The organism is Actinophytocola sp., assembly GCF_035942955.1.
Taxonomy (GTDB): domain Bacteria; phylum Actinomycetota; class Actinomycetes; order Mycobacteriales; family Pseudonocardiaceae; genus DASYTH01.
The window spans coordinates 14,361-36,797 of record NZ_DASZCQ010000057.1; the positions used below are offsets into that span (position 1 = coordinate 14,361).

Annotated in this window: 24 protein-coding genes; 20 read left to right on the top strand and 4 right to left on the bottom strand. The window is 72.7% G+C overall.

Translation table 11 applies throughout. The annotated features are described in order from the left end of the window. Window positions 1–76 precede the first annotated feature (76 nt). Entirely contained in the window at window positions 77–1,261 is a 1,185-nt protein-coding gene (locus tag VGX25_RS05780; RefSeq protein WP_326916552.1) for a zinc-dependent alcohol dehydrogenase, read from the top strand. On the opposite strand, the gene VGX25_RS05785 is transcribed toward VGX25_RS05780, so the two are convergent. Next, the gene (locus VGX25_RS05785) at window positions 1,258–2,313 is read right to left on the bottom strand and encodes an NAD-dependent epimerase/dehydratase family protein (RefSeq protein ID WP_326916553.1); all 1,056 of its coding nucleotides are present in this window, start codon (window positions 2,311–2,313) and stop codon (window positions 1,258–1,260) included. The two genes, VGX25_RS05780 and VGX25_RS05785, sit on opposite strands and share 4 nt — an antisense overlap. A gap of 129 nt (window positions 2,314–2,442) precedes the next feature. On the opposite strand from VGX25_RS05785, the gene VGX25_RS05790 reads away from it, so the two are divergent. Both VGX25_RS05790 and VGX25_RS05795 read left to right on the top strand, forming a co-directional pair. Then, window positions 2,443–2,796 carry an STAS domain-containing protein gene (locus VGX25_RS05790; RefSeq protein WP_326916554.1) on the top strand — a complete coding sequence of 118 codons (354 nt, stop codon included), beginning with the start codon at window positions 2,443–2,445 and terminating at the stop codon, window positions 2,794–2,796. Window positions 2,797–2,848: 52 nt separating this feature from the next. Continuing rightward, the gene (locus VGX25_RS05795; RefSeq protein WP_326916555.1) at window positions 2,849–3,652 is read left to right on the top strand and encodes an ATP-binding protein; all 804 of its coding nucleotides are present in this window, start codon (window positions 2,849–2,851) and stop codon (window positions 3,650–3,652) included. A 45-nt stretch (window positions 3,653–3,697) separates the two neighbouring features. Here the strand turns inward: VGX25_RS05795 and VGX25_RS05800 are convergent, their stop codons facing one another. After that, the gene (locus VGX25_RS05800; protein WP_326916556.1) at window positions 3,698–3,889 is read right to left on the bottom strand and encodes a DUF2795 domain-containing protein; all 192 of its coding nucleotides are present in this window, start codon (window positions 3,887–3,889) and stop codon (window positions 3,698–3,700) included. Between the two features lie 106 nt (window positions 3,890–3,995). On the opposite strand from VGX25_RS05800, the gene VGX25_RS05805 reads away from it, so the two are divergent. The 11 genes from VGX25_RS05805 (at window position 3,996) to VGX25_RS05855 (ending at window position 14,595) form a co-directional block, all read left to right on the top strand. Further along, a complete protein-coding gene (locus VGX25_RS05805; RefSeq protein WP_326916557.1) occupies window positions 3,996–4,544 on the top strand; it encodes an HAD-IIIA family hydrolase in 549 nt (182 codons plus the stop codon). Next, a complete protein-coding gene (locus VGX25_RS05810) occupies window positions 4,541–5,584 on the top strand; it encodes a glycosyltransferase family 9 protein (RefSeq protein ID WP_326916558.1) in 1,044 nt (347 codons plus the stop codon). The genes VGX25_RS05805 and VGX25_RS05810 overlap by 4 nt, the downstream gene beginning before the upstream one ends. Further along, window positions 5,581–6,552 (top strand): glycosyltransferase, encoded by a 972-nt coding sequence (locus tag VGX25_RS05815; protein WP_326916559.1) that lies wholly within the window; start codon window positions 5,581–5,583, stop codon window positions 6,550–6,552. The genes VGX25_RS05810 and VGX25_RS05815 overlap by 4 nt, the downstream gene beginning before the upstream one ends. 19 nt (window positions 6,553–6,571) lie before the next feature. Continuing rightward, window positions 6,572–7,798: a glycosyltransferase gene (locus VGX25_RS05820; RefSeq protein ID WP_326916560.1), complete on the top strand. Its 1,227-nt coding sequence runs from the start codon at window positions 6,572–6,574 to the stop codon at window positions 7,796–7,798. After that, window positions 7,795–8,385 carry an SIS domain-containing protein gene (locus VGX25_RS05825; protein ID WP_326916561.1) on the top strand — a complete coding sequence of 197 codons (591 nt, stop codon included), beginning with the start codon at window positions 7,795–7,797 and terminating at the stop codon, window positions 8,383–8,385. The genes VGX25_RS05820 and VGX25_RS05825 overlap by 4 nt, the downstream gene beginning before the upstream one ends. After that, a complete protein-coding gene (locus VGX25_RS05830) occupies window positions 8,382–9,740 on the top strand; it encodes a PfkB family carbohydrate kinase (RefSeq protein ID WP_326916562.1) in 1,359 nt (452 codons plus the stop codon). Before VGX25_RS05825 ends, VGX25_RS05830 begins: the two co-directional genes overlap by 4 nt. 19 nt (window positions 9,741–9,759) lie before the next feature. Beyond that, complete coding sequence (locus VGX25_RS05835; RefSeq protein ID WP_326916563.1) at window positions 9,760–10,470, top strand: SDR family oxidoreductase; 711 nt, start codon at window positions 9,760–9,762, stop codon at window positions 10,468–10,470. Window positions 10,471–10,480: 10 nt separating this feature from the next. After that, the gene (locus VGX25_RS05840) at window positions 10,481–11,836 is read left to right on the top strand and encodes an aldehyde dehydrogenase family protein (RefSeq protein WP_326916564.1); all 1,356 of its coding nucleotides are present in this window, start codon (window positions 10,481–10,483) and stop codon (window positions 11,834–11,836) included. After that, a complete protein-coding gene (locus VGX25_RS05845) occupies window positions 11,836–12,927 on the top strand; it encodes a glycosyltransferase family 9 protein (RefSeq protein ID WP_326916565.1) in 1,092 nt (363 codons plus the stop codon). Before VGX25_RS05840 ends, VGX25_RS05845 begins: the two co-directional genes overlap by 1 nt. Next, entirely contained in the window at window positions 12,924–14,366 is a 1,443-nt protein-coding gene (rfaE2, locus tag VGX25_RS05850; protein WP_326916566.1) for a D-glycero-beta-D-manno-heptose 1-phosphate adenylyltransferase, read from the top strand. The genes VGX25_RS05845 and rfaE2 overlap by 4 nt, the downstream gene beginning before the upstream one ends. Before the next feature lie 67 nt (window positions 14,367–14,433). Then, window positions 14,434–14,595: a hypothetical protein gene (locus VGX25_RS05855; RefSeq protein WP_326916567.1), complete on the top strand. Its 162-nt coding sequence runs from the start codon at window positions 14,434–14,436 to the stop codon at window positions 14,593–14,595. 206 nt (window positions 14,596–14,801) lie between these two features. Here the strand turns inward: VGX25_RS05855 and VGX25_RS05860 are convergent, their stop codons facing one another. Next, window positions 14,802–16,322, bottom strand: a complete 1,521-nt coding sequence (locus VGX25_RS05860; RefSeq protein WP_326916568.1) for an MFS transporter — start codon at window positions 16,320–16,322, stop codon at window positions 14,802–14,804. Between the two features lie 122 nt (window positions 16,323–16,444). On the opposite strand from VGX25_RS05860, the gene VGX25_RS05865 reads away from it, so the two are divergent. From VGX25_RS05865 to VGX25_RS05880, 4 genes are all read left to right on the top strand, one after another. Next, window positions 16,445–17,011, top strand: coding sequence for a nucleotidyltransferase family protein (locus tag VGX25_RS05865; protein WP_326916569.1), 567 nt, complete (start codon window positions 16,445–16,447; stop codon window positions 17,009–17,011). Continuing rightward, entirely contained in the window at window positions 17,008–17,274 is a 267-nt protein-coding gene (locus VGX25_RS05870) for a BON domain-containing protein (RefSeq protein ID WP_326916570.1), read from the top strand. The genes VGX25_RS05865 and VGX25_RS05870 overlap by 4 nt, the downstream gene beginning before the upstream one ends. After that, complete coding sequence (locus VGX25_RS05875; RefSeq protein WP_326916571.1) at window positions 17,271–17,984, top strand: metallophosphoesterase family protein; 714 nt, start codon at window positions 17,271–17,273, stop codon at window positions 17,982–17,984. Before VGX25_RS05870 ends, VGX25_RS05875 begins: the two co-directional genes overlap by 4 nt. Before the next feature lie 149 nt (window positions 17,985–18,133). Beyond that, complete coding sequence (locus VGX25_RS05880) at window positions 18,134–18,508, top strand: hypothetical protein (protein ID WP_326916572.1); 375 nt, start codon at window positions 18,134–18,136, stop codon at window positions 18,506–18,508. Between the two features lie 113 nt (window positions 18,509–18,621). Here VGX25_RS05880 and VGX25_RS05885 read toward each other — a convergent pair whose 3' ends face one another. Further along, entirely contained in the window at window positions 18,622–19,581 is a 960-nt protein-coding gene (locus VGX25_RS05885; protein WP_326916573.1) for a fatty acid desaturase, read from the bottom strand. A gap of 245 nt (window positions 19,582–19,826) precedes the next feature. Here VGX25_RS05885 and VGX25_RS05890 point away from each other — a divergent pair, with 245 nt between their 5' ends. Beyond that, window positions 19,827–21,464: an ABC transporter substrate-binding protein gene (locus VGX25_RS05890; protein WP_326916574.1), complete on the top strand. Its 1,638-nt coding sequence runs from the start codon at window positions 19,827–19,829 to the stop codon at window positions 21,462–21,464. A gap of 16 nt (window positions 21,465–21,480) precedes the next feature. Then, the gene (locus tag VGX25_RS05895) at window positions 21,481–22,437 is read left to right on the top strand and encodes an ABC transporter permease (RefSeq protein ID WP_326916575.1); all 957 of its coding nucleotides are present in this window, start codon (window positions 21,481–21,483) and stop codon (window positions 22,435–22,437) included.

Sequence of the window (22,437 nt, forward strand, 5' to 3'; positions counted from 1 at the left end):
GGTCCACCGAAACCGTTTAGCGGGGCCCGCACGGGGAAGGCTCCCCGGTTGTGAACCGCGGAGCTGGAGGTGGGCAATGAAAGCCGTTGCATGGCACGGCAAGCGTGACGTCCGGGTGGACAACGTCGCCGATCCGGTGATCAAGGAGCCGACCGACGTGATCGTGCGGATCACCTCGAGCGGCATCTGCGGCTCGGACCTGCACCTGTACGAGCTGTTCGGTCCGTTCCTCGGCGAGGGCGACGTGCTCGGCCACGAGCCGATGGGGATCGTGCAGGAGGTGGGCGGCGGCGTCACCGAGGTGCGCCCGGGCGACCGGGTGGTGGTGCCGTTCAACATCTCCTGCGGCACCTGCTTCATGTGCACCAAGGGGTTGCAGTCGCAGTGCGAGACGACGCAGATGCGCGAGACCGGGATGGGCGCGAGCCTATTCGGCTACACCAAGCTCTACGGCCAGGTGCCCGGCGGCCAGGCCGAGTACCTGCGCGTGCCGTACGGGAACACGTTGCCCATCAAGGTTCCCGAGGGCCCGCCGGACGACCGGTTCGTCTACCTGTCCGACGTGCTGCCAACGGCCTGGCAGGCGGTGGAGTACGCGAACATCCCGGCCGGCGGCAGCGTCGCGGTGCTCGGCCTCGGCCCGATCGGCGACATGTGCGCCCGGATCGCCATGCAGCGCGGCGCGGAGAAGGTGTTCGGCATCGACCTGGTGCCCGAGCGGCTGGCCAGGGCCACCGCCCGCGGCGTGCAGACCTTTGACCTGCGCGAGCTCGAGGGCGACCTGGTCGAGGCGATCCGCGACCTGACCGACGGACGCGGCCCGGACGCCGTGATCGACGCGGTGGGCATGGAGGCGCACGGCGCGCCGGCGGCCCGGATCGCCCAGGGGATGACTGGTTTCCTGCCCGACGCGCTGGCGGCGCCGGTCATGCGCAAGGCGGGAATCGACCGGCTGCACGCGCTGCGGCTGGCGATCGACCTGGTGCGCCGCGGCGGGACGATCTCGATCATCGGGGTGTACGCCGGCATGGTGGACCCGCTGCCGATGATGACCATGTTCGACAAGCAGCTGCAGCTGCGCATGGGCCAGGCCAACGTGTGGCGCTGGGTCGACGACATCATGCCGCTGCTGACCGACGAGGACCCGCTCGGCACCGAGTCGTTCGCCACCCACCGGCTGCCGCTCGACGAGGCGCCGCACGCCTACGAGATGTTCCAGAAGAAGCAGGACGGCGCGGTCAAGATCCTGCTCAGGCCCTAAGGACGCTCGCCGACGCCGGTGGCCAGCTCGTGCAACCGCCCGCCGTCGACCCGGGGCGCCAGCGGCGGGGTGGGCAGCCCGGCGCCCTCGCGCAGGCCACGCAGGAACTCCTCGATGGCCGCGCGCGAGGTGTGCCGGGGCTCCCAACCCAACTCGGTGCGGGCCCGGGTGGTGTCCATGATCGGCAACCGGAGCACGGCGTCGAACAGGTCGGGCGAGGCCGGCACCAGGTGCAGCCGCCAGGCCGCGGACAGCGCCGCGCGGACTGGCCAGGCCGGCGCCGACACCACCCGCGCGGACAGGCATTCGGCCAGCAGGCCCGCGTCCACCACCGGGTCGGCGGCGATGTTGAACGCGCCGCGCACCGGCTTGACCGCCGCCAGCCGGTACGCCTCGGCGGCGTCGGCGGTGTGCAGCGCCTGGAAAGCCAGCCCCGGCAGGTCCGGAATCACCGGCACGGTGGACGGCCGGACGAGCAGGTTCGGCAGCAGCGGCCCGGCGAACAGCCGGCGCTGCTCGCTCGCCGACTCCCGCTTGAAGATGAACCCCGGCCGCATCCGCACCACCCGGATCCGCGGGTGCGCCCGGTCGTAGGCGTCGAGAACCCGCTCCAGATAAGGCTTCTCCCGGGTGTAGGCGGCCTGCGGCCAGCCGTGCGTCGGCCAATCCTCGGTCACCGGGGTGTCCTTGGGGCCGGGGGAGTACGCGCCGACCGACGACGCGTAGACCAGCGCCGGGACCCGGGCCTCGGCCACCGCGTCGAACACCCGCATGCCGCCGAGCACGTTGGCGCGCCACGTGGTGACCGGCTGGTGGGTGGGTTGGAACAGCCAGGCCAGATGGATCACGACGTCGGCGTCGCGGAACGGCCCGGTGAGATCGTCGGACTCGATGTCCGCGGCGACCCAGGTGGTCTTCGGCGCTGTCCACTCCGGGAGCCGGCGGGCCACCCCCACGATGGAGCCCACCTCCGGATCCGCGCTCAGCGCCTCGACGACGCTGGTGCCGACGTTCCCGGTGGCGCCCACCACGACGACGCGAAGCTCGCTCATAGAGCGGAGATACCCGGTCCCGGCACGGTTGAACGTGAACCTGGTCCCCGGGTGCGGCCGGGTCTATCGTCGACGATGCCGACGGTTGAGCAGCGAGCCGTACGCCTGGAATCGGAAGGGCACGAACCGGTGAGCGTTCCACAGCTGCGCATCGCGCACGAGATCGTCGGCAACGCCGTGGTGGTGCACGTCGCCGGCGAGATCGACATGGCCAACGCCCCGGTGATCAAGGCGCACCTGGACCGGGCGTGCCACCGGGCCCACCCGCCGCAGACCGTGGTCGCCGACCTCACCGAGGTCGTGTTCCTCGGCTCCGCCGGGCTTTCGGTGCTGCTCGAGGTCGACGAGGCGTGCCGCGGGCGGCGCACCCCGTTGTGGGTCGTGGCCACCACCCCGGGCGTGGTCCGGCCGCTGCGGGTCACCGGGATGGATCAGGTCCTGAAGGTGGCCGACTCGCTCGACAGCGTCGTGCAAACCGCCTGAATCGGCGATTGAGCCGGGGACCGGCGGGTAGTCCCGACTCAGGGAGACAGACATGGCTGCACCTGACCGGCGGGCCGGAGTGGACCGCGACCGCGAGGCAGTGACGGCCGATCCGACCCGGCTGCGGATCGACCACTCGACCGATGGCGATGTCACGCTGCTCGAGCCCCGCGGCGTGCTGGACCTCGGTACCTACCCGCACCTGCGGGACACCCTGATCAAGTCCGCGATGGAGCAGCCGCGGGCGGTCGTGGTCGACCTGGACTCGCTCCGGATCCCCACGGAGGCCACGCTGTCGGTGTTCGCCACGGTGTGGATGCAGGTGTCCGAGTGGCCGGCGGTGCCCATCGTGCTGGTCGCCTCGAACCCCGACGACCGGGAGTGGCTGCGCCGGCAGGCGATCGCGAACGTCGTCCCGGTCCTGGCGACGGTCCGCGAGGCGCGCGAGTCGCTCGACGACCCACCGCCGCGCCGGCGCGCCGCGCTCGAGCTGCCGTGCAGCCCGGCCAGCGCCGCGCTCGCCCGCCGGTTCGTCAGCGAGACGTGCCAGCGCTGGGAGTGCGCCGAGACGCTGCCGGCCGCCACCACGGTGGCCAGCGAGCTGGTGGAGAACGCGGTCCGGCACGCGCGCAGCGAGCCGAAGCTGAGCCTCGAGCTGCGCAGCGGCACGCTGGCCGTTGCCGTCTACGACGACGATCCGGCGCCGGCCCAGCTGGTCAGGACCGGCCGGGTCCAGTCCCGGCATCTGGGGCTGCGCCTGGTCGCCAACCTGGCAAGGGCCTGGAGCTGCGGCCCGACCTGGTCCGGCGGGAAGGTCGTGTGGGCGGTGCTGCGGATCATGTCCAGGATCGGGTGAGCAACCCCGGACCATGAGTCCGATGTGGACGCTCGATCGCCGCGACTAGCGGTGCCCGTCGAGCGCGGAGGCGACGTCGCCGGGGCTGCGGTACGCGCGCAGCGGGAGGTCGAACAGCGCCGCCCTGGTCGCGGCGTCGACCCCGTACAGCTCGGCGTGGGCCAGGATCTGCCACCGCTCGGCCGGGTAGGTCAGGCCCCGCAAGACCTGGCGCACGGCCATCTCCCGCTCGTCCATGAGCCGTTGTGTTCCCGCTCACAGTCCGTATCAAACAGCCGGTTACACAAAGTAGTAGTTGTCACGGAGAGGTTTGCCAGAAGCCCGATCGGCAACAACCTTCCCCATGAATGCGGGGCAGACGCACGCCGCTGTCCGGGCGGTGCTGTTCGATCGCGACGGAACCCTCGTCGAGGACGTTCCGTACAACGCCGACCCCGCGCTCGTGCGGGCCATGCCGGGCGCCCGCGAGGCGCTGGATCAGTTGCGGCTGCATGGAGTTCGCACCGGTGTGGTCACCAACCAGTCCGGTGTGGGGCGTGGGCTGCTCACCGTCGCGCGGCTGCGGGCCGTCAACGCCCGGATCGACGAGCTGCTCGGCCGGTTCTCCACCTGGCAGGTCTGCCCGCACCGGCCGGACGAGGGCTGCGCCTGCCGTAAGCCGAGGCCGGGCCTGGTGCTCGCCGCGTGCGCTGCGCTGGACGTCCGGCCGGTCGAGACGGTCGTCATCGGAGACACCGGCGCCGATGTGGACGCCGCGCGGGCCGCCGGCGCCAGGGCCGTCCTGGTGCCGAACCCGGTGACCCGGCCGGACGAGATCGACGCCGCTCCGGCCGTCGCCGACAACCTCGTCGCGGCCGTGCGCCTGGCACTCAGCTCGGGGGCGCCGGTATGACCACCCCCGCCCGCGTGCTCGTCGCCCGCCTGGACAGCGACGGTGACGTGCTGCTGTCCGGCCCGGCCGTCCGCGCCGCGGCCGCGGGCTGGCACGGGCGCCCGAGCGAGGTGACCCTGCTGTGCGGCCCGGCCGGCGCGCAGGCGGCCAGCCTGCTGCCCGGCGTGTCCCGGACGCTGCGCTGGAACTGCCCGTGGATCGCCGCCGACCCGGAGCCGGTGCGCCCGGCGCGGGTGCGCGGCCTGATCGACACGATCTCCCGGGCGCGGTTCGACCTCGCGCTGATCCTGACCTCGGCGCACCAGTCCTGCCTGCCGCTCGCGCTGCTGCTGCGGGTGGCCGACGTGCCCCGGATCGTCGGGATCTCGCACGACTACCCGGGCTCGCTGCTGGACGTGCGGCTGCGCCCGGACATCGACTTCGTCGACGACCTGCCCGAGCCGGAACGGGCGCTGACGGTGGCCCGTGCCGGCGGCTGCTTTCTCCCCGCAGGCGACGACGGCGCCCTCGAGGTGCTGCCGCCGCCGGACGTCGCCGAGCTGACCGGCCCGCGGCCCTACCTGGTCCTGCACCCCGGCGCCACGGTCCCGGCCCGCTCGTGGCCGGTCGAGCGCTGCCGCGAAGCCGTTGCGGCGCTTGCGGATCAGGGGCACCGCGTGCTGGTGACCGGCGGGCCGGGCGAGCGGGAGCTGACCGCGACGGTGGCCGGCCGGGCCGGGGTCGACCTCGGCGGCCGGACCTCCTATCCGCAGCTGGCCGGCGTGCTCGCCGGCGCCGACGCGGTGATCGCCGGCAACACCGGGCCGGCCCACCTGGCCGCCGCGGTGGGCACGCCGGTGGTGTCGCTGTTCGCTCCGGTGGTGCCCGCCGAGCGGTGGGCGCCCTACCGGGTGTCGCACGTCCTGCTCGGTGACCAGGACGCGCCGTGCAAGGGAACGCGGGCCCGGGTCTGCCCGGTGCCCGGTCATCCCTGTCTGTCCTCGGTGACCGCCGCCGACGTCACGCGCGCGGTCGATGCTCTCGTTGGGGTGGTCGTATGAAGCAGCGGTTGCGGATTCTGGCGTGGCACGTGCACGGGTCCTGGTTGGACGCGTTCGTCCAGGGCGAGCACGAATACCTGCTGCCGACGTTGCCCAAGGGCGGCCCGTGGGGCGCAGGGCGCCTCGGCCGAGACTGGCCGAACACCCGCGAGGTGCCGGTGTCCGCGCTGGCCGACACCGACGTGGACGTCGTCGTGCTGCAGCGGCCGGAGGAGCTCGACCTCTGCGCCGAGTGGCTGCGCCGCACCCCCGGCCGGGACCTGCCGGCGATCTACGTCGAGCACAACACCCCGCGCGGCGACGTGCCGGACACCCGCCATCCGCTTGCCGACCGGCAGGACATCTGGCTGGTGCACGTGACCCACTTCAACGACCTGATGTGGGACTCAGGCACCAGCCCGACGACGGTGATCGAGCACGGCATCGTCGATCCCGGCGAGCTGTACACCGGCGAGCTGTCCCGGGCCGCCGTCGTGATCAACGAGCCGGTGCGCCGCTGGCGGGTGACCGGAACCGACCTGCTGCCCCGGTTCGCCGAGGGCGCGGAGCTCGACGTGTTCGGCATGGGCGTCGGCGAGCTCAACCGGGCGCTGCACATCGGCGAGCACCGGCTGTTCGCGATCGGCGACATGCCGGGGCGGCGGCTGCACGAGGCGATGGCGCGCCGGCGGGTGTACCTGCACCCGGTGCGGTGGACGTCGCTCGGCCTGTCCCTGATCGAGGCGATGCACCTTGGCATGCCGGTGGTCGCGGTGGCGTCGACCGAGGCGGTGCGGGCGGTCCCGCCGGAGGCGGGGGTCGTCTCCACCGACCTCGACGAGCTGACCTCGGCGCTGCGCGCGCTCACCGGCGACATGGCGATGGCCCGGCAGATGGGCAAGCACGCCAGGGAGTTCGCGCTGAGCCACTACGGCCTCGGCCGGTTCCTGCGGCGCTGGGACGACCTGCTGCATCACGTGGCGAGATAGGGCGATGGGAGGTGCACCGATGAGAATCGCGATGGTTTCCGAGCATGCCAACCCGCTGGCCGCATTGGGCGATGTCGACGCGGGTGGGCAGAACCTGCACGTCGCCGAGCTGTCGGCGGCGCTGGTCCGGCTGGGCCACGACGTGACCGTCTACACCAGACGGGACGATCCCAAGCAGCCGGAGACCAAGCGGGCGCCCGGCGGTTACCGGGTGGTGCACCTGACCGCCGGGCCGCGGCGGCACGTGCCCAAGGACGAGCTGCTGCCGTACATGAACGACTTCGCCCGGCAGCTGGCCGCGCGCACCGCGCGGCGCCGTCCGGACGTGCTGCACGCCCACTTCTGGATGTCCGGCATGGTCTCCGCGCTGGTCGGCCGGGCCCAGGAGATCCCGGTGGTGCAGACGTTCCACGCGCTCGGCACGGTCAAGCGGCGCCACCAGGGGGACGCGGACACCAGCCCGCAGAAGCGGATCGCAGTCGAGCGCGCCGTCGGCCGGGCCGCCACCCGGGTCGCGGCCACGTGCAGCGACGAGGTGTTCGAGCTGGTCCGAATGGGCATCCCGCGCGACAAGATCTCCGTCGTGCCGTGCGGTGTGGACGTCGATCAGTTCACTCCGGACGGTCCACCCGCGCAGAAGGGCGCGCCGCGCCGCGTGCTCAGCGTCGGAAGGTTGGTGCCCCGCAAGGGTTTCGGCGAGCTGATCGACGCGCTGGCGCTGGTCCCGGATGCCGAGCTGGTGATCGTCGGCGGGCCGGCCCCGAACCGGTTGGGCAGGGACCCGGAGGCGCGCCGGCTCAGGGACCGGGCGAAGCGGCTCGGCATCGCCGACCGGGTGCACCTGACCGGTCAGGTGGCCCGCAAGGACATGCCCGCGCTGCTGCGCTCGGCCGACCTGGTCGCGTGCGTGCCGTGGTACGAGCCGTTCGGCATCGTGCCGCTCGAGGCGATGGCCTGCGCCGTCCCGGTGCTGGCCACCGCGGTCGGCGGGCTCACCGACACCGTCGTCGACGGCGTCACCGGGCTGCACGTGCCGCCCCGCAACGTCCACGCGCTGTCGGCCAAGCTGCGCGAGCTGCTCGCCAACCCGGCCTGGTGCGCCACGCTCGGCGCGGCCGGTTGCGACCGGGCCCGGTCCCGGTACACCTGGGACCGGATCGCGCAGGACACCCTGCGCACCTACCTGCGCTGCCCGGACCTCGCCGAGCGGGCCGGGCGGGAGCTGGTGGCGGGGGTGCGGCGATGAGCACGGACACCGACCACATCGACGAGCTGGAGCGCGCGCTCGCCGCGCTGCGCGCCCAGGCGCCGCGGCTGGCGCGCTGGGGCCGGTCGCTGGCCGAACGGCTGACCGACGGCGCGCGGCTGCTGGCCGCCGGCAACGGCGGCTCGGCGGCCGAGGCGCAGCACCTCACCGCGGAGCTGGTCGGCCGGTTCGACGGTGACCGCCGCCCGTTCTCCGCGGTCGCCCTGCACGCCGACACCTCGAGCCTGACCGCGATCGGCAACGACTACGGCTACGAGGAGGTGTTCGCCCGGCAGGTGACCGCGCACGCCCGGCCGCGCGACGTGGTCGCGCTGCTGTCCACCAGCGGCCGCAGCGAGAACCTGCTGCGCGCCGCGCAGGCCGGCCGGGAGGCCGGGGCGACGGTCTGGGCGCTCACCGGCGCGCTGCCGAACCCGCTTGCCGAGCTGGCCGACGAGATCGTCGCGGTGCCCGGCACGACGGCCACCGTGCAGGAGGCGCAGCTCGTCGCCGTGCACATGCTGTGCGGCGCCTTCGAAGCCGCTTTGTCCACAGAGGACAAGGCGGTGGGGAGGCGGGCGTCGTGAGGCTGGCCGTGGTTGGCGACTGCCTGCTGGACATCGACCTGGTCGGGTCGGTCAACCGGCTCTGCCCGGACGCCCCGGCTCCGGTGCTCGACCTGGACGACGAGCGGGTCCGGGCCGGTGGCGCGGGCCTGGCCGCCCGGCTGGCCGCCGCCGACGGCGTGCCGGTCACCCTGGTCAGCAGCGTGGCCGGCGACCAGGACGGGCAGCGGCTGCGCGAGCAGCTGGCCGGGATCCCGGCCGTGCTCGGGCCGTCGCGGCGCAGCACGCCGGCGAAGACCCGGCTGCTGGCCGGCGGGCGCAGCATCGCCCGGATCGACCGCGGCGGCAAGGGAAAGCCGCCGGCCGCCACCGACGACATGCTCGACGCGGTGCGCGACGCGGATGCCGTGCTGGTTTCCGACTACGGCCACGGCCTTACCGGCGACGACCGGCTGCGCGGGCTGCTGGCCGCGCTGGCCGGGCGGATCCCCGTGGTGTGGGACCCGCACCCGCGCGGCGCCGACCCGGTGGCCGGGGTCGCCGTGGCGACGCCGAACCTGGCCGAGGCCACCGGATCGTCCACAGTGGACGGACAGGTGCTCGAGGCGGCCGGGCGGGCCGCGGCCCTGCTGCGGACCCGTTGGCAGGCAAGGGCCGTGGCGGTGACGCTCGGCGCGCGCGGCGCGCTGGTCCGCGACAACGGCGTGTCCCACGTCGTGCCGGCGCGCCAGGTGACGTCGACCGACCCGTGCGGCGCGGGCGACCGGTTCGCCGCCGTCCTCGCCACCCGGCTGATGGCCGGCGACCGGCTGATCGAGGCGACCAGGACCGCGGTGGAGGAGTCCGGCCGGTTCCTCGCCGCCGGCGGCGTCGCCTCGATCGGCCGGGAGCCGCGGCCGGATGACGAGCTGGCGGTCGGCCTGACCGCCGCCCGTCGCCTCGCCGCGTCGGTGCGCGCCCGCGGCGGGACCGTCGTGGCCACCGGCGGCTGCTTCGACCTGCTGCACGCCGGCCACGCCCGGACCCTGCGGGCCGCACGGGAGCTGGGTGACTGCCTGATCGTCTGCGTCAACTCCGACGACTCCGTGCACCGGCTCAAGGGCGACGGCCGGCCGATCAACGGCCAGGACGACCGGGCGGAGCTGCTGCGCACGCTCGGCTGCGTCGACGCGGTCGTGATCTTCAACGAGGACGGGCCGGAGCGGGTGCTCGCCGAGCTGCGGCCGGACCTGTGGGTCAAGGGCGGCGACTACTCCCCGGCCGCGCTGCCCGAGGCCGACCTGGTGGGCAGCTGGGGCGGCGAGATCGTCGTGACCCCGTACCACGACGGCCGCTCGACCACCCACCTCGCCGGCGCCCTGCTCGCGATCTCGTAACTACCCCAAGGAGAGTTCCATGCCCACGCTGCCTACCCCGCCCGGGCCGCCGGGCACCGTGCTGGTCACCGGCGGCGCCAGCGGCCTCGGCGCGTCCGTCGTCGAGGTGATCAGCGCGGCCGGCGGCTGGCCGCTCGTGCTCGACAAGCAGGCCCCGGCCTTCGACCTCGCCGACTTCCGGCTGGTCGACGTGTCCGACAGCGAGGCCACCGAGGACGCCGTGCGCTCACTGGCCGAAACCCACGGCGGGCTCGACGCCGTGGTGGCCGCCGCCGGCATCGACAACTGCGGCCCGTTCGCCAAGGTGTCCACATCGGACTGGGAACGGGTGGTCAAGGTCAACCTGTTCGGCACGGCCGCCGTGGTGCGCGCCGCGCTGCCGTACCTCGAGCGCTCGCACGGCCGGATCGTGACCATCGCGTCCACCCTTGGCCTGCGGGTCGCCGAGGACGCGACCGCCTACTGCGCCTCCAAGTTCGGCGTCGTCGGCTTCACCAGGGCCCTGGCCATGGAGCTGGCCGGGCACGTCGGCGTCACGCTCGTGGTGCCCGGCGGGATGCGCACGCACTTCTTCGACGGCAGGGCCGAGCAGTACCGCCCGCCGGACGAGGAGAAGCTCACCCCGCCCGCGCTGGTCGCCGACAGCATCCTGCACGCGCTCACCCGACCGCGCGGCTGCGAGATCCGCGAGCTCGTGGTCTGCAGCGAGGAAGAGCCCTCCTGGCCGTAAGGAAAACTCAATGACCGACGTGATCGAGATCAGCAGCCCCGTCGACGGCGAGCCGGTCGGCTGGCTGCCGGTCGCCGGGCCGGACCAGGTCGAGCAGGCCATGGCGCTGGCCCGCGCGGCGCAGCCGGCCTGGGCGCGCACCCCGGCCGCCGAGCGCGGCGCCGCGGTGCGCGAGGCCGCGGCCCGCCTGCGGGCCACCGCCGCGGACGTGGCCCTCGTGCAGCAGCAGGAGACCGGCCGGCCGCGCGCCGAGGCCCAGGAGTCGATCGACGCCGCGGTGTCCACTTTGGAGCAGTACGCCGAGCTGGGCCCGGTGCACCGGGGACGCAGCCTGCTCGGCGGGTGGGCCGCGACCGATCTGATGATCCCCGAGCCGCGCGGCGTGGTGGTCGCGCTCACCCCGTGGAACGACCCGGTCGCGGTGGCCTGCGGGCTACTGGGCGCCGCCCTGGTCACCGGGAACACCGTGGTGCACAAGCCAAGCGAGCGCTGCCCGCACACCGGCCTGCTGCTCGGCCGGATCCTGTCCGAGACGCTGCCCGCCGACGTGCTGCAGACCCTGATCGGCGACGGCGCGGTCGGCGCGCGGCTGGCCGGCCACCCCGGCGCCGACGTGGTCGCCCACGTCGGCAGCACCGCCACCGGCCGCTCGATCGCCGAGGCCACGGCGGGCACCGGCGCCAAGGCGCTGCTTGAGAACGGCGGCAACGACCCGCTGCTGGTCGACCGGGACGTCGACCCGGCATGGGCCGCCGAGCAGGCCGCGCTCGGCGCGTTCGCCAACTGCGGCCAGCTGTGCACCTCGGTGGAACGGATCTACGTGCACACCGACGTCGCCGAGCCGTTCCTGGGCGCGCTGACCGAGCGGGCGAACCGCGTCGTGCTGTGCCCGCTGGTGGATCGCGCGCACCGGGACAAGGTGCACGCGCACGTGACCGACGCGCTGGAGTCCGGCGCCACCCGGCTGGCCGGCGCCGAGATCCCCGACGGACCGGGCGCGTACTACCCGGCGACCGTGCTGGCCGACTGCACACCGCGGATGCTGGTGCTGCGCGAGGAGACGTTCGGCCCGGTGGCGCCGGTCCGGGTGGTGCCCAGCTTCGAGGTCGGCCTCGACGAGGCCTCGGCCGGCCGCTACGGCCTTGCCGCGACCGTGCTCACCGGCTCGATCGCGCACGCCACCGAGGCGTACCGGCGACTTCCGGTCGGCACGGTGAAGGTCAACGACGTGTTCGGCGGGGCGCCCGGCGGGGCCGCGCAGCCACGGGGCGCCAGCGGCACCGGGTTCGGCTACGGGCCGGAGCTGCTCGACGAGATGACCACCACCAAGGTGGTCCACCTCGGCACGCCGGTCGGGAGCGCCTGATGACCCGCGCCCGGCCGGCCCGGCACCCCGCCGCGGACCGCGGCGGGCCGGTCGACTGGTCTGCGGTCGAGCGGATCCTGGTGGTGCGCACGGACAATCTCGGCGACGTGGTGATGCTGACCCCGGTATTACGGGCGCTGCGCCGGGCCGTGCCGCGGGCCCGGATCGACCTGCTCGCCTCGCCGGCCGGCGCGGCCGCCGCGCCGCTGCTGGCCGAGGTGCGTCATGTGATCACCGAGTCCGTCGTGTGGCAACAGGTTCACGCCGACGTGGACGCCGCCACCATGGCGCTTGCCGAGCTGGACCTGGTGCGGCGGGTGGCCGCGGGCGAGTACGACGCGATGCTGGTGTTCACCTCGCCGACCCAGTCCCCATGGCCGGCCGCGCACGTCGGCATGCTCGCCGGGATCCCGGTGCGGGCGGTGCACTCGGCGGAGTTCGGCGGGGCCGTTGCCACGCACTGGATCAGCGAGCCGCCGGCCGGCACCCACCAGGTGGACCGGGGCCTGCACCTGCTCGAGGCGCTCGGCGTGCCCGCGGCCGGACGGGCCCTCGAGCTCCGCTTGCCGTCCACTGTAGACGGACTACCCGACTCGTACGTGCTGCTCGCGCCCGGCGGATCGGCGCCGGCCAAGCGGTACCCCGCGGCGCGGTTCGCCACGGTCGCCGGGCTGCTCGGTGACATCGGGCTCGACGTGCTGGTCACCGGGACCCCGCGCGAGCACCGGCTGATCCAGTCCGTTGTGGATGGTGCGGGCGGTGGCCGGGTCCGCGCGCTCGAAGGGCTGGACGTGCCCGCACTGGCCGCCGTGGTCGCCCGCGCGGATGTGGTGCTGTGCAACAACTCCGCCTGCATGCATCTGGCCGACGCGCTCGGCGTGCCGGTGGTGGTGACCTACTCGGGGACCGAGCGGCGCAGCGAGATGCGGCCGCGCACGACCAAGGCGGAGTTGCTGCACGGCAGCGTGCCGTGCGCGCCGTGCCGGCAGTTCGAGTGCCCGTACGGGCTGGAATGCCTGGACATCGACCCGGAGGACGTGGCACGTGCGGCGCTGCGCCTTGCCGGCATTGGGGAGGTGTGTCCACTGTGACCGAGCTGACCGCCGGGCTGCCCGGGATGCTGGCCGACCGGCGCCCGCGGATCGTCGTGATCGGCGACGCCATCCTGGACGAGTGGCTGTCCGGCCGGGCGAACCGGCTGTGCCGCGAGGCCCCCGCGCCGGTGGTGGACGTGGCCCGGCGCACGGTCGCGCCGGGCGGGGCGGCCAACACCGCGGTCAACCTGGCCGCGCTCGGTGCCGACGTCCGGCTGGTGACCGCGGTCGGCGACGACGAGGGCGGCCGGGAGCTGGTCGCGGAGCTGGAGTCGGCCGGCGTGCGCACCGACGGCGTGACCCTCGAGCCGGGCCGGCGAACCGTGGCCAAGCGCCGGATCGTGGCCGCCGAGCAGGTGATGCTGCGGGTGGACGAGGGCGACCATCATCCGCTGCCGGCGGCCGAGGTCCGCGCCGCGCTGTCCGATTGCGACGCGGTCGTGCTGTGCGACTACGGGCTCGGCGCGCTCGACGGCGGGCTGCTCGAGACGCTCATGCCGGTGCGCGACGACATCCCACTACTGGTGGTCGACGCGCACCGGGTGGACCGGTGGCGCGCGCTGCGTCCGGACCTGGTCACGCCGAACGCCGAGGAGGCCGCGGCGCTGCTCGACGATCCGCTGCCGGCCGAGCCCGGCAAGCGCGCGTCGTTCCTTGCCGTGCGCGGGGACCGGCTGCGCGAGGCGACCGGCGCCGGCACCGTCGTGGTGACCATCGACCGGGACGGCGCCATCCTGCTGCCCGAGGGCGAGCCCACCTACCGCACCTGGGCCGACCCGGCGCCGGACAGCCAGACCACCGGCGCCGGCGACACGTTCTGCGCGGCGCTGACCGTCGCCCGGTGCTGCGGGCTGTCCTGGACGCTGTCGGTCGAGCTGGCCCAGGCGGCCGCGGACGTCGTGGTGCACCGGCCGGGCACCGCGGTGTGCACCGTCGGCGGGCTCACCGAGCGGCTCGCCAGCTTCCACGGCGCGGCCCTCGACGCCCCGCAGCTCGCCGCGGTCGTGCGCGAGCACCGCGCCGCCGGCCGCCGGATCGTGTTCACCAACGGCTGCTTCGACGTGGTGCACCGCGGCCACGTCGCGTACCTCAACCAGGCCAAGGCGCTCGGCGACGTGCTCGTGGTGGCGATCAACTCCGACGCCAGCGTCGCCAAGCTCAAGGGCCCCGGCCGCCCGGTGAACACCGCGGCCGACCGGGCCGCCGTGCTCGCCGCGCTGAGCTGCGTCGACCACGTCACGGTGTTCGACGAGCGCAAGCCGGTCGAGCTGCTGCGGCTGCTGCGCCCGGAGATCTACGCCAAGGGCGGCGACTACACCCCGGAGATGCTCGCCGAGACCGGCGTCGTACGGGCCTACGGCGGCGAGGTCAAGATCCTCGACTACGTCCCCGACCATTCCACTTCAGCGGTTATCGAGCGAATTCGGAGTGGTTGACGGACAATCTGTGAGGGTAACCACATGGTGAACGGGTTGCGAACCTCGTCGAGGGGAAGGTGACGACATGACCCGTGCCGCCCAGCGCATCGAGTGCCCCGGAGTCGAGCCCGTGCCGCTGCCGGAGGAGGCCACGATCATCGGCGGGCGCGCCGAGTCGTGGTCGGTGCCGTGTCCGCGCGCCGACGACGAGCCGTACGAGCCCTTCATCGTCCGCGGCAGAGAGTGACCCGACTACCGGGTCGGCGGCGTCTGCCTGCCGGTCCGGCCCGCCGTCCGGGTTGCCCGTCACCGTTCCCCGTTCGCTGATCGACCCCCGCCGAGGCGGCCAGGCACCCACCCTCGCCGAGTTCCAGCGGCACGCGGCCGGCGGCAAGATCTCGTCACCACGCGACCGGCCGCGGCCATACGGTGTGCGACCTCAGACACAGACCGTCAGGTCTCGAAGGGTGACCCGGCGCCCTCGGCCCTCGTCCGGCCCTTGCGTCCGGTCGCGCGCACCGCCAGCGGCGTTGCGATGTCCTCGAGCGACTTGCGCTCGGCGTTGACGGCAAGGAAGTACGCCACCAGGCCGCCGGCGATCATCACCGCGGCGCCGAGCAGGTAGCCGAAGAACAGCGGCCCCGGCCGGGAGCCGTCGCCGATCAGGGCGCCGTAGATCACCGGGCCGAGCGCGCCGAAGCACTGCGCGATGGCGAAGAACACCGCGATCGCCTTCGCCCGCACCTCCAGCGGGAAGATCTCGCTCACCGTGAGGTAGGCCGAGCTGGCGCCGGCCGAGGCGAAGAAGAAGATGACGCACCAGGCGATCGTCTGGGTCACCGCGGTCAACGCCCCGGCGTAGAACAGCACCGCGGTGACGGCCAGCAGCGCCCCTGAGATGATGTACGTCCCGGAGATCATCGCCTTGCGGCCGATGGTGTCGAAGTAGTGGCCGATCAGCAGCGGCCCCGCCAGGTTGCCCACCGCGAACGCGATCAGGAACAGCGGTGCCCGCTCCGACGGGATCCCGTAGAACTTGCCGAGCACCAGCGTGTACGTGAAGAAGATCGCGTTGTACAGGAACGACTGGCTGATCATGAGCGACGCGCCGAGGACGGCCCGCTGCGGGTAGTCGCGGAACAGCACCCGGGTCAGGGCCAGGTATCCGATCTTGCTGGTCGGCTTGACTTCCATGGCCTTGCTCTCGTCCACCGGTGGCAGCTCCCGGCCGGACGCGCGCACCTCGTGCTCGATCGTGGTGATGGACTCCTCGGCCAGGTGCGCCCGGCCGTTCATGACCTGCCAGCGGGGGCTCTCCGGCAGGTTGCGCCGCACCAGCAGAATCACCAGGCCGAGCACCGGGCCGAGCAGGAAGCCGATCCGCCAGCCGACGGACAGGTCCATCGCCCCGAGCAGGATGAAGGTGCCGAGCGTGCCGAGGACGGCCCCGGCCCAGTAGGTGCCGTTGACCGCGATGTCGACGCGGCCGCGGTACCTGGCGGGGATGAGCTCGTCGATCGCCGAGTTGATCGCGGCGTACTCGCCGCCGATGCCCATGCCGGCGATGAACCGGGTGACGTAGAGGAAGAACACCCAGCCGGCGCCGTTGCCGAGCGTGAGAGCGGTCAGGCCGCTGCCGAAGAGGTAGACGCCCAGGGTGATCATGAAGAGGTTCCGGCGCCCCAGCTTGTCGGACAGGCTGCCGAAGAACAGCGCGCCGACCACCTCGCCGGCGAGGTAGACCGTGGCGATGAGGCCCACCTGCGTGGACGACATGTTGAGGGTCTCGGGCTTGGTCAGCGCGTCGGCCACGGCGCTGGCCACGGTGATCTCGAGCCCGTCGAGGATCCACGCCACCCCGAGGGCGATCACCATCCTGGTATGGAACTTCGACCAGGGCAGCCGGTCGATCCGGGCCGGGATGAGCGTCCGGACGACTCCGGTCGAGGCGGCAGTACCAGGCGTGGTCACCATGGCGATCCCCTCCCAGGGCGCAAGCTGGGGGAGGGGATACCCAGAGGTGGGGTGGGCAAACGTGACCGCAGGCCCGCACCCCGCGGCGGATTGACGACCCCCTGCGTGGGTACTCGCGGCTCATGGGTAGCGCGGTCCAGAATGCCCTGCTCCGCACGGTGACGCGGGTCAGCACGGCCCTGCGATCCGAGGGTATCCGGTTCATCCTCACCGGCGGCTGTGCCGTCTACGCGCGTGGCGGTCCCGAGACCGAGCACGACGTCGACGTCCTCGTCCGCGAGGACGACGCCCCGCACGCCGTGCGCACGCTCGTCGGCGCCGGGATGCGGGCGGCGGAGGCGCCGGAGGAGTGGCTGTGCAAGGTGTACGACGGCGACCGGCTCGTCGACATCATCTTCCGGCCCAATGACCGGCCGGTGACCGAGGAGATGCTCGCCCGGTCGGAGGAGATGCGGGTGGGACCGGCGAGGGTGCCGGTTCAGTTCGCCACCGACGTGCTGGTCGGCAAGCTGCTCGCGCTCGGGCCGCTGGCGTGCGATTTCACGAATCTGCTGCCCATTGCCAGGGCGTTGCGCGAGCAGATCGACTGGGAGCGGCTGAGCGCCGAGACGGCCAAGTCGCCGTATGCCGAGGCGTTCCTGGTGCTGGCACACCGTCTTGGCATTACCCAACAAGGAGTGCATGCATGACCGAGCAGCAGGAGAACGTCCCCGCCCAGTACGTCGCCGCCCGGCTGCGGCGCATGCTGGCCGAGGATCCGCGCACGGCCGAGCAGGGGGTGCGGGTGACCGTGCGCGGGCAGCAGGTGATGGTCAGCGGGGACGTCGCCTCGCCGGAGCGGCGCGAGCAGCTGGAGGTCGTGCTGCGCGAGGCGGTGCCGGACATGGTGGTGCACAACGACGTCCGGATCGTGCGGGCGGGTGAGCCGACGGACCGGGAGGAGCTGACGTGATCCGGATCGCCGCGGTGGGCGACGTCCACCTTGACGAGACCGTGCGGGGCCGGCTGCGGCCCGCGCTCGACCACGTGCACGAGCATGCCGACGTGCTGCTGCTGGCGGGGGATCTGACCAGGCACGGCACGCTGAGCGAGGCCGAGGTGGTCGCCGCGGAGTTCGGCGGCCTGCCGATCCCCGTCGTGGCGGTGCTCGGCAACCACGACTACCACAGCGACCAGCAGGACGACATCGCGGCGCTGCTGACCGACAGCGGCATCACGATGCTGGAGGGCGACGGGACCGTGCTGCGGGTGGACGGCCACCGGCTCGGCATCGCCGGCGTCAAGGGGTTCGGCGGCGGGTTCGCCGGCAAGTGCGGCAGTGCCTTCGGTGAGCCGGAGATGAAGTCGTTCGTCCGGCACACCGCCGAGATCGCCGACCGGCTCGGGCGGGCCCTGAAGGATCTCGACGCCGACGTCCGCGTCGCGCTCACCCATTACTCCCCGGTGCCCGACACGCTGCGCGGGGAGCCGCCCGAGATCTATCCGTTCCTCGGCTCCTACCTGCTGGCCGAGGCCATCGACGCGGCCAGCAGCGACCTGGCGGTGCACGGGCACGCCCACTTCGGCACCGAGCAGGGCGTCACTCCGGGTGGCGTGCGGGTACGCAACGTAGCCCAACCGGTTATTCGGGCGGCCTACTCGCTGTATTGCATCGAGCCTTAATTACCTTGTCACCGCACCGACATCGCGCGTCACTGGAGCCGCAATCATTTGTCTTACCGTGGAACTCGCGCATCGGGCATTTCGGATCGTAGGATGAGTCCGCCCGTGAGGACCTGCTGTGCGCGTGAGTGCGGGAGGAGTGGGTCGCGGTGGCAAGACAAACTGTGCCCGTCGATGTTCGGCCGGAGCGGGGGCCGATCAAGCGGCGGGAGACCGTCATCGCCCGGCGGCGGGTGCCGGACGCGGGGGTTCACCTGCGCAAGGCGGTCGACAGCGTGCTGGCCGAGCTGACCGCCGGCACGCATCCCGACCCGCAGGCCCTGCAGCGCTTCGCCGACACGCTGCGCGGCGCGCTGGCGTGGACGGCCGCGGTCGGCGACACCTGCCGGATCGCTGCGGCGGTGAGCGCGGTGCGGGACGCCCGGTTGCGGCTGGACGCCGACGACCTGGACGAGGCGCGGGTCGCGCTGCTCAGCGCGCGCGACGGCCTACGCCTCCCCGCGTCCCGCACGCCGATCGAATAACGGTCAGCGGGAACGTGCTCGAGTAGGCGGCCGCGTACCGCGCGGTCGCCGGGTGCTACGCGCGCGCGGGGTGCACTCCGCGGCCCCGCTGAACGAGCGTCCCGACTCGCCGGCTACCGCAGCTTGATCGGCCCGCGGAACTGGCGGCCGGCCGCGCGGAACCAGCCGAGGTGGTAGTGCCCGCCCTCGGCGAGGAACGCGCCGCGCAGCTCGTACCAGCGCAGCCCGGGGTGCCGGTGGTGCACGTCGTGCAGGTTGAAGCTGAGCGCCAGGTTCTCCAGCGCGCGGGGCAGCCTGAGGTTCATCGCCTCGAGCATGGCCTCCAGCCTGGTGCCGTAGTGGTAGGCGTTGTCCGACACCGACACCACCAGCGCGCGGCCGCCGAGCGCGGCCAGCAGCATCCACCAGTGCCCGCCGTAGGCCAGGAACGCCATGGTGTAGGCCACCACGATCGCGGCCGCGTCGAGCCGGAACTGGCGCAGCACCCGCGGCTGCGCGACGCGCTCGATCAGCAGCCCGGCCACGGTGTCCGGGGTGTCCAGCCGGCGCCCGAGCCGGCGCAGCCGCCCGGCGGGCAGGACGGCCAGCAGCGTGGACAGGACCTCGAGCAGGTACAGACCGCCGAGCAGCCGCAGGTAGTAGCCAGGCGCCGTCCTGGCCCAGGTGGTGGTCGCGGGGTCGTAGATCTCGCTGCGCTCGCGCCGCGTGCGGCTGTACCGGTGATGCAGCAGGTGACCGGTCTTGAGCAGGACGAACGGAGAGCCGTACAGAACCGACAGCACCCGGCCGGACCGGTCGTTGGCGGTGCGCCGCCGGATCAGCGTGCCGTGGATGGCCTCGTGGATCAGCGACCAGAACGGCGTGGTCAGCGGCACCAGCGGCACCAGCAGCCAGCCCCACCCGCCGCCGGCCGGCAGCAGCACCAGCGGCAGCAGGAACAGCTGGAACAGGTTGACCACGACGGCGGCGCCGGTCAGCCACGCGTTGACCGGGCGGTCCTCCCCGGCCGGCCGGCCCGCGCCGGCGGTCATCGGCTCGCTACGGAGCGGTCTGTCGGTTTTGGTGTCCGTCACGGCAGATCCCCCTCTTCGGAGTCCACATCAGACAATTCGCGTCGTCCATGATGGACCAGGTCTGCGGCGGGAGTCATCCGGATTTTCCCTGATCAGGCTCAGGGTCGAGGGGGAGTTGGTCGCTATCCGGCCAGTTGTTCGCGCCGCGAACGCCTGTGACGGATGGACAACGTCCGATGGTGTTTACCGTAGCTTGTATGCAGTATGGTCGGCGTACCCTGCTCCTGAACCGGGAGGGCTCGACCATGACTCGGTCCCGTGCTCGCGGTGCCGGTCGGCTGCTGGCCGCCGCGACCACCGCGCTGGCCCTGGTGCTGACCGGCTGCGGATCGATCGACGAACCGCAGCAGCCGCAACAGCAGTCCGGATCCGACGTCGACAGTCGGGCGGTCAAATCCGGCGGCACGCTGCGGTTCGCGCTGGACGCCGACCCGGACAAGCTCGACCCGACCGTCGCCCGCACGCTGGTCGGCCGCAACGTGTTCGCCGCGATCTGCGAGAAGCTCTACGACGTCAACGACAAGCTCGAGGTCGTGCCGCAGCTGGCGAGCGGGATGCCGGAGGTGTCGCAGGACGGCAAGACGGTGACCATCAAGCTGCGCACCGGCCTGAAGTTCGCCGACGGCACCACGATGGACGCGGCCGCGGTGAAGACCTCGCTCGACCGGCACCGCACGCTGGAGGGCTCGCAGCGCAAGAGCGAACTGGCCAGCGTCGCCGACGTGACCGTGGCCGGCCAGGACACCGTGACGATCAACCTCAAGGAGCCGTTCGCCCCGCTGGCCGCCATCCTCGCCGACCGGGCCGGGATGATCATGTCGCCGGCCGCGCTCAGCTCCGGCAAGGACTTCGGCACCGCGCCGGTGTGCGTCGGGCCGTTCAAGTTCGCCTCCCGGATCGCCCAGGACCGCATCGAGGTGGTCAAGGACCCCAACTACTACGACGCCGCCAAGGTCAAGCTGGACAAGCTGGTGTTCCTGGCCATCCCCGACGACAACACCCGGTTCAACAACCTGCGCTCGGGTGACATCGAGGTGGAGTACGACGTGAGCGTGGTCAACGTCGAGGAGGCCAAGGGCGTCGACACCATGCGGCTGATCATGAATGATTCCCTTGGCTACCAAGGAATCACGATCAACCTCGGCAACGTCAGCGGGGTCGGCAAGGACCCGGGCACGCTGGCCGCGCCGTACGCCGGGCCACTGGCCGCCGAGGCCAAGGTCCGCAGGGCGCTGGCGCTCAGCATCGACCGGGAGGCGCTCAACCGCTCGGTGTTCCGCGGCGTGTACGCGCCGGCCTGCGGCCCGATCAGCGCCGCCGCCCAGCTGTCCTCCGACGCCGCGCAGGCCTGCCCGAAGCACGACCCCGCAGAGGCCAAGAAGCTGCTCGGCGAGGCCGGCGTGACCGTCCCGTTCAAGCTCAGCATGGTCATCCCCAACTCGCCGGACAACCGGCGGATCGGCGAGGCGATCAAGTCGATGGCCGCCGAGGGCGGGTTCGACATCCAGCTCGAGCCCACCGAGTTCGCCAGCGCGCTCGACCTCACCGACGCCGGCAAGTTCCAGAGCTTCCAGGTCGGCTGGTCCGGCCGGGTCGACCCGGACGGCAACCTCGCGCCGTTCGTGACCACCCGCGGCTCGCAGAACATCGCCGGCTACTCCAACCCCGAGGTCGACGCGTGGATCAAGGAGGCGCGCGCCACCCAGGACGTCGACAAGCGCCGCGAGCTGTACGGCAAGGTGGTCGGCAAGCTGCAGGAGGACCTGCCGCTGATCTACCTGTGGCGGCAGAAGAACATCCTCGGGGTGAGCAACAAGGTCGGGCAGGTCAAGATGTACGGCGACGGCATCGCCCGGTTCGACACCGCGGGATTCGTCGACTAGCCGGGCCCGGCGCACCATGGGTCGCTACCTGCTCCGCCGGCTCGTCGAGTCGATCATCACGCTGTTCCTGGCGACGGTGGTGGTGTTCCTCGGCATCCGGGCGCTGCCCGGCGACCCGGCCAGGACGCTGGCCGGTGAGGAGAGCGACCCGGAGGCCGTCGCCGAGATCAACGCGGCGTACGGCTTCGACCAGCCGCTGCCCGTGCAGTACGTCCGCTACCTCGGCAAGGCGTTCACCGGTGACCTCGGCACCTCGCCGCGCACCGGCCTGTCGGTCACCGACGCCATCATGCACGCGCTGCCGGTGACGCTGGAGCTCGCGGCGCTGGCCATGCTCGTGGCCATCCTCATCGGACTGTCCGCGGGCGTGATCGCGGCGGTCCGGCGCCGCGGCCCGGCCGAGTGGGGGGCGAACTCGGTGGCGCTGCTCGGGTTGTCCGTCCCGAACTTCTGGCTGGCCCAGATGGGCGTGCTGCTGTTCGCGATCTACTTCGGCGTGCTGCCGGCGTCGGGCTACGTGCCGTTCCTCGACGATCCGGTGGAGAACCTGCGGCGCATGATCATGCCGGCGATCGTGCTCGGCACCGGGCTGGCCGCGCTGATCATGCGGCAGACCCGCTCGTCGATGCTGGAGGCGCTGACCGCCGACTACGTGCGCACGGCGCGGGCCAAGGGGTTGCTGCGCCGTCAGGTGATCGTCGGCCACGCGTTGCGCAACAGCTTGATCGTGGTCACCACGGTCGTCGGGCTCGAGCTCGGCGCGCTCATCTCCGGCGCGGTGGTCACCGAGTCGATCTTCGTGCTGCCCGGGTTCGGCCGGCTCACCCTCGACGCGGTGTTCACCCGCGACTACCCGATGATCCAGGGCGTCGTGCTGTTCACCGCGACCGCGTACATCGTGATCAACCTGCTGGTCGACCTGCTGTACTCGGTGATCGACCCGCGGATAAGGGTGGGGGGTGCGGTGCTGTGA

Coding starts and splice junctions, on each gene's coding strand:
- VGX25_RS05780 (WP_326916552.1), top strand. CDS start 77: ATGAAAGCCGTTGCATGGCACGGCAAGCGTGACGTCCGGGTGGACAAC.
- VGX25_RS05785 (WP_326916553.1), bottom strand. CDS start 2,313: ATGAGCGAGCTTCGCGTCGTCGTGGTGGGCGCCACCGGGAACGTCGGC.
- VGX25_RS05795 (WP_326916555.1), top strand. CDS start 2,849: ATGGCTGCACCTGACCGGCGGGCCGGAGTGGACCGCGACCGCGAGGCA.
- VGX25_RS05800 (WP_326916556.1), bottom strand. CDS start 3,889: ATGGACGAGCGGGAGATGGCCGTGCGCCAGGTCTTGCGGGGCCTGACC.
- VGX25_RS05805 (WP_326916557.1), top strand. CDS start 3,996: ATGAATGCGGGGCAGACGCACGCCGCTGTCCGGGCGGTGCTGTTCGAT.
- VGX25_RS05810 (WP_326916558.1), top strand. CDS start 4,541: ATGACCACCCCCGCCCGCGTGCTCGTCGCCCGCCTGGACAGCGACGGT.
- VGX25_RS05815 (WP_326916559.1), top strand. CDS start 5,581: ATGAAGCAGCGGTTGCGGATTCTGGCGTGGCACGTGCACGGGTCCTGG.
- VGX25_RS05820 (WP_326916560.1), top strand. CDS start 6,572: ATGAGAATCGCGATGGTTTCCGAGCATGCCAACCCGCTGGCCGCATTG.
- VGX25_RS05825 (WP_326916561.1), top strand. CDS start 7,795: ATGAGCACGGACACCGACCACATCGACGAGCTGGAGCGCGCGCTCGCC.
- VGX25_RS05835 (WP_326916563.1), top strand. CDS start 9,760: ATGCCCACGCTGCCTACCCCGCCCGGGCCGCCGGGCACCGTGCTGGTC.
- VGX25_RS05840 (WP_326916564.1), top strand. CDS start 10,481: ATGACCGACGTGATCGAGATCAGCAGCCCCGTCGACGGCGAGCCGGTC.
- VGX25_RS05845 (WP_326916565.1), top strand. CDS start 11,836: ATGACCCGCGCCCGGCCGGCCCGGCACCCCGCCGCGGACCGCGGCGGG.
- VGX25_RS05855 (WP_326916567.1), top strand. CDS start 14,434: ATGACCCGTGCCGCCCAGCGCATCGAGTGCCCCGGAGTCGAGCCCGTG.
- VGX25_RS05860 (WP_326916568.1), bottom strand. CDS start 16,322: ATGGTGACCACGCCTGGTACTGCCGCCTCGACCGGAGTCGTCCGGACG.
- VGX25_RS05865 (WP_326916569.1), top strand. CDS start 16,445: ATGGGTAGCGCGGTCCAGAATGCCCTGCTCCGCACGGTGACGCGGGTC.
- VGX25_RS05870 (WP_326916570.1), top strand. CDS start 17,008: ATGACCGAGCAGCAGGAGAACGTCCCCGCCCAGTACGTCGCCGCCCGG.
- VGX25_RS05890 (WP_326916574.1), top strand. CDS start 19,827: ATGACTCGGTCCCGTGCTCGCGGTGCCGGTCGGCTGCTGGCCGCCGCG.
- VGX25_RS05895 (WP_326916575.1), top strand. CDS start 21,481: ATGGGTCGCTACCTGCTCCGCCGGCTCGTCGAGTCGATCATCACGCTG.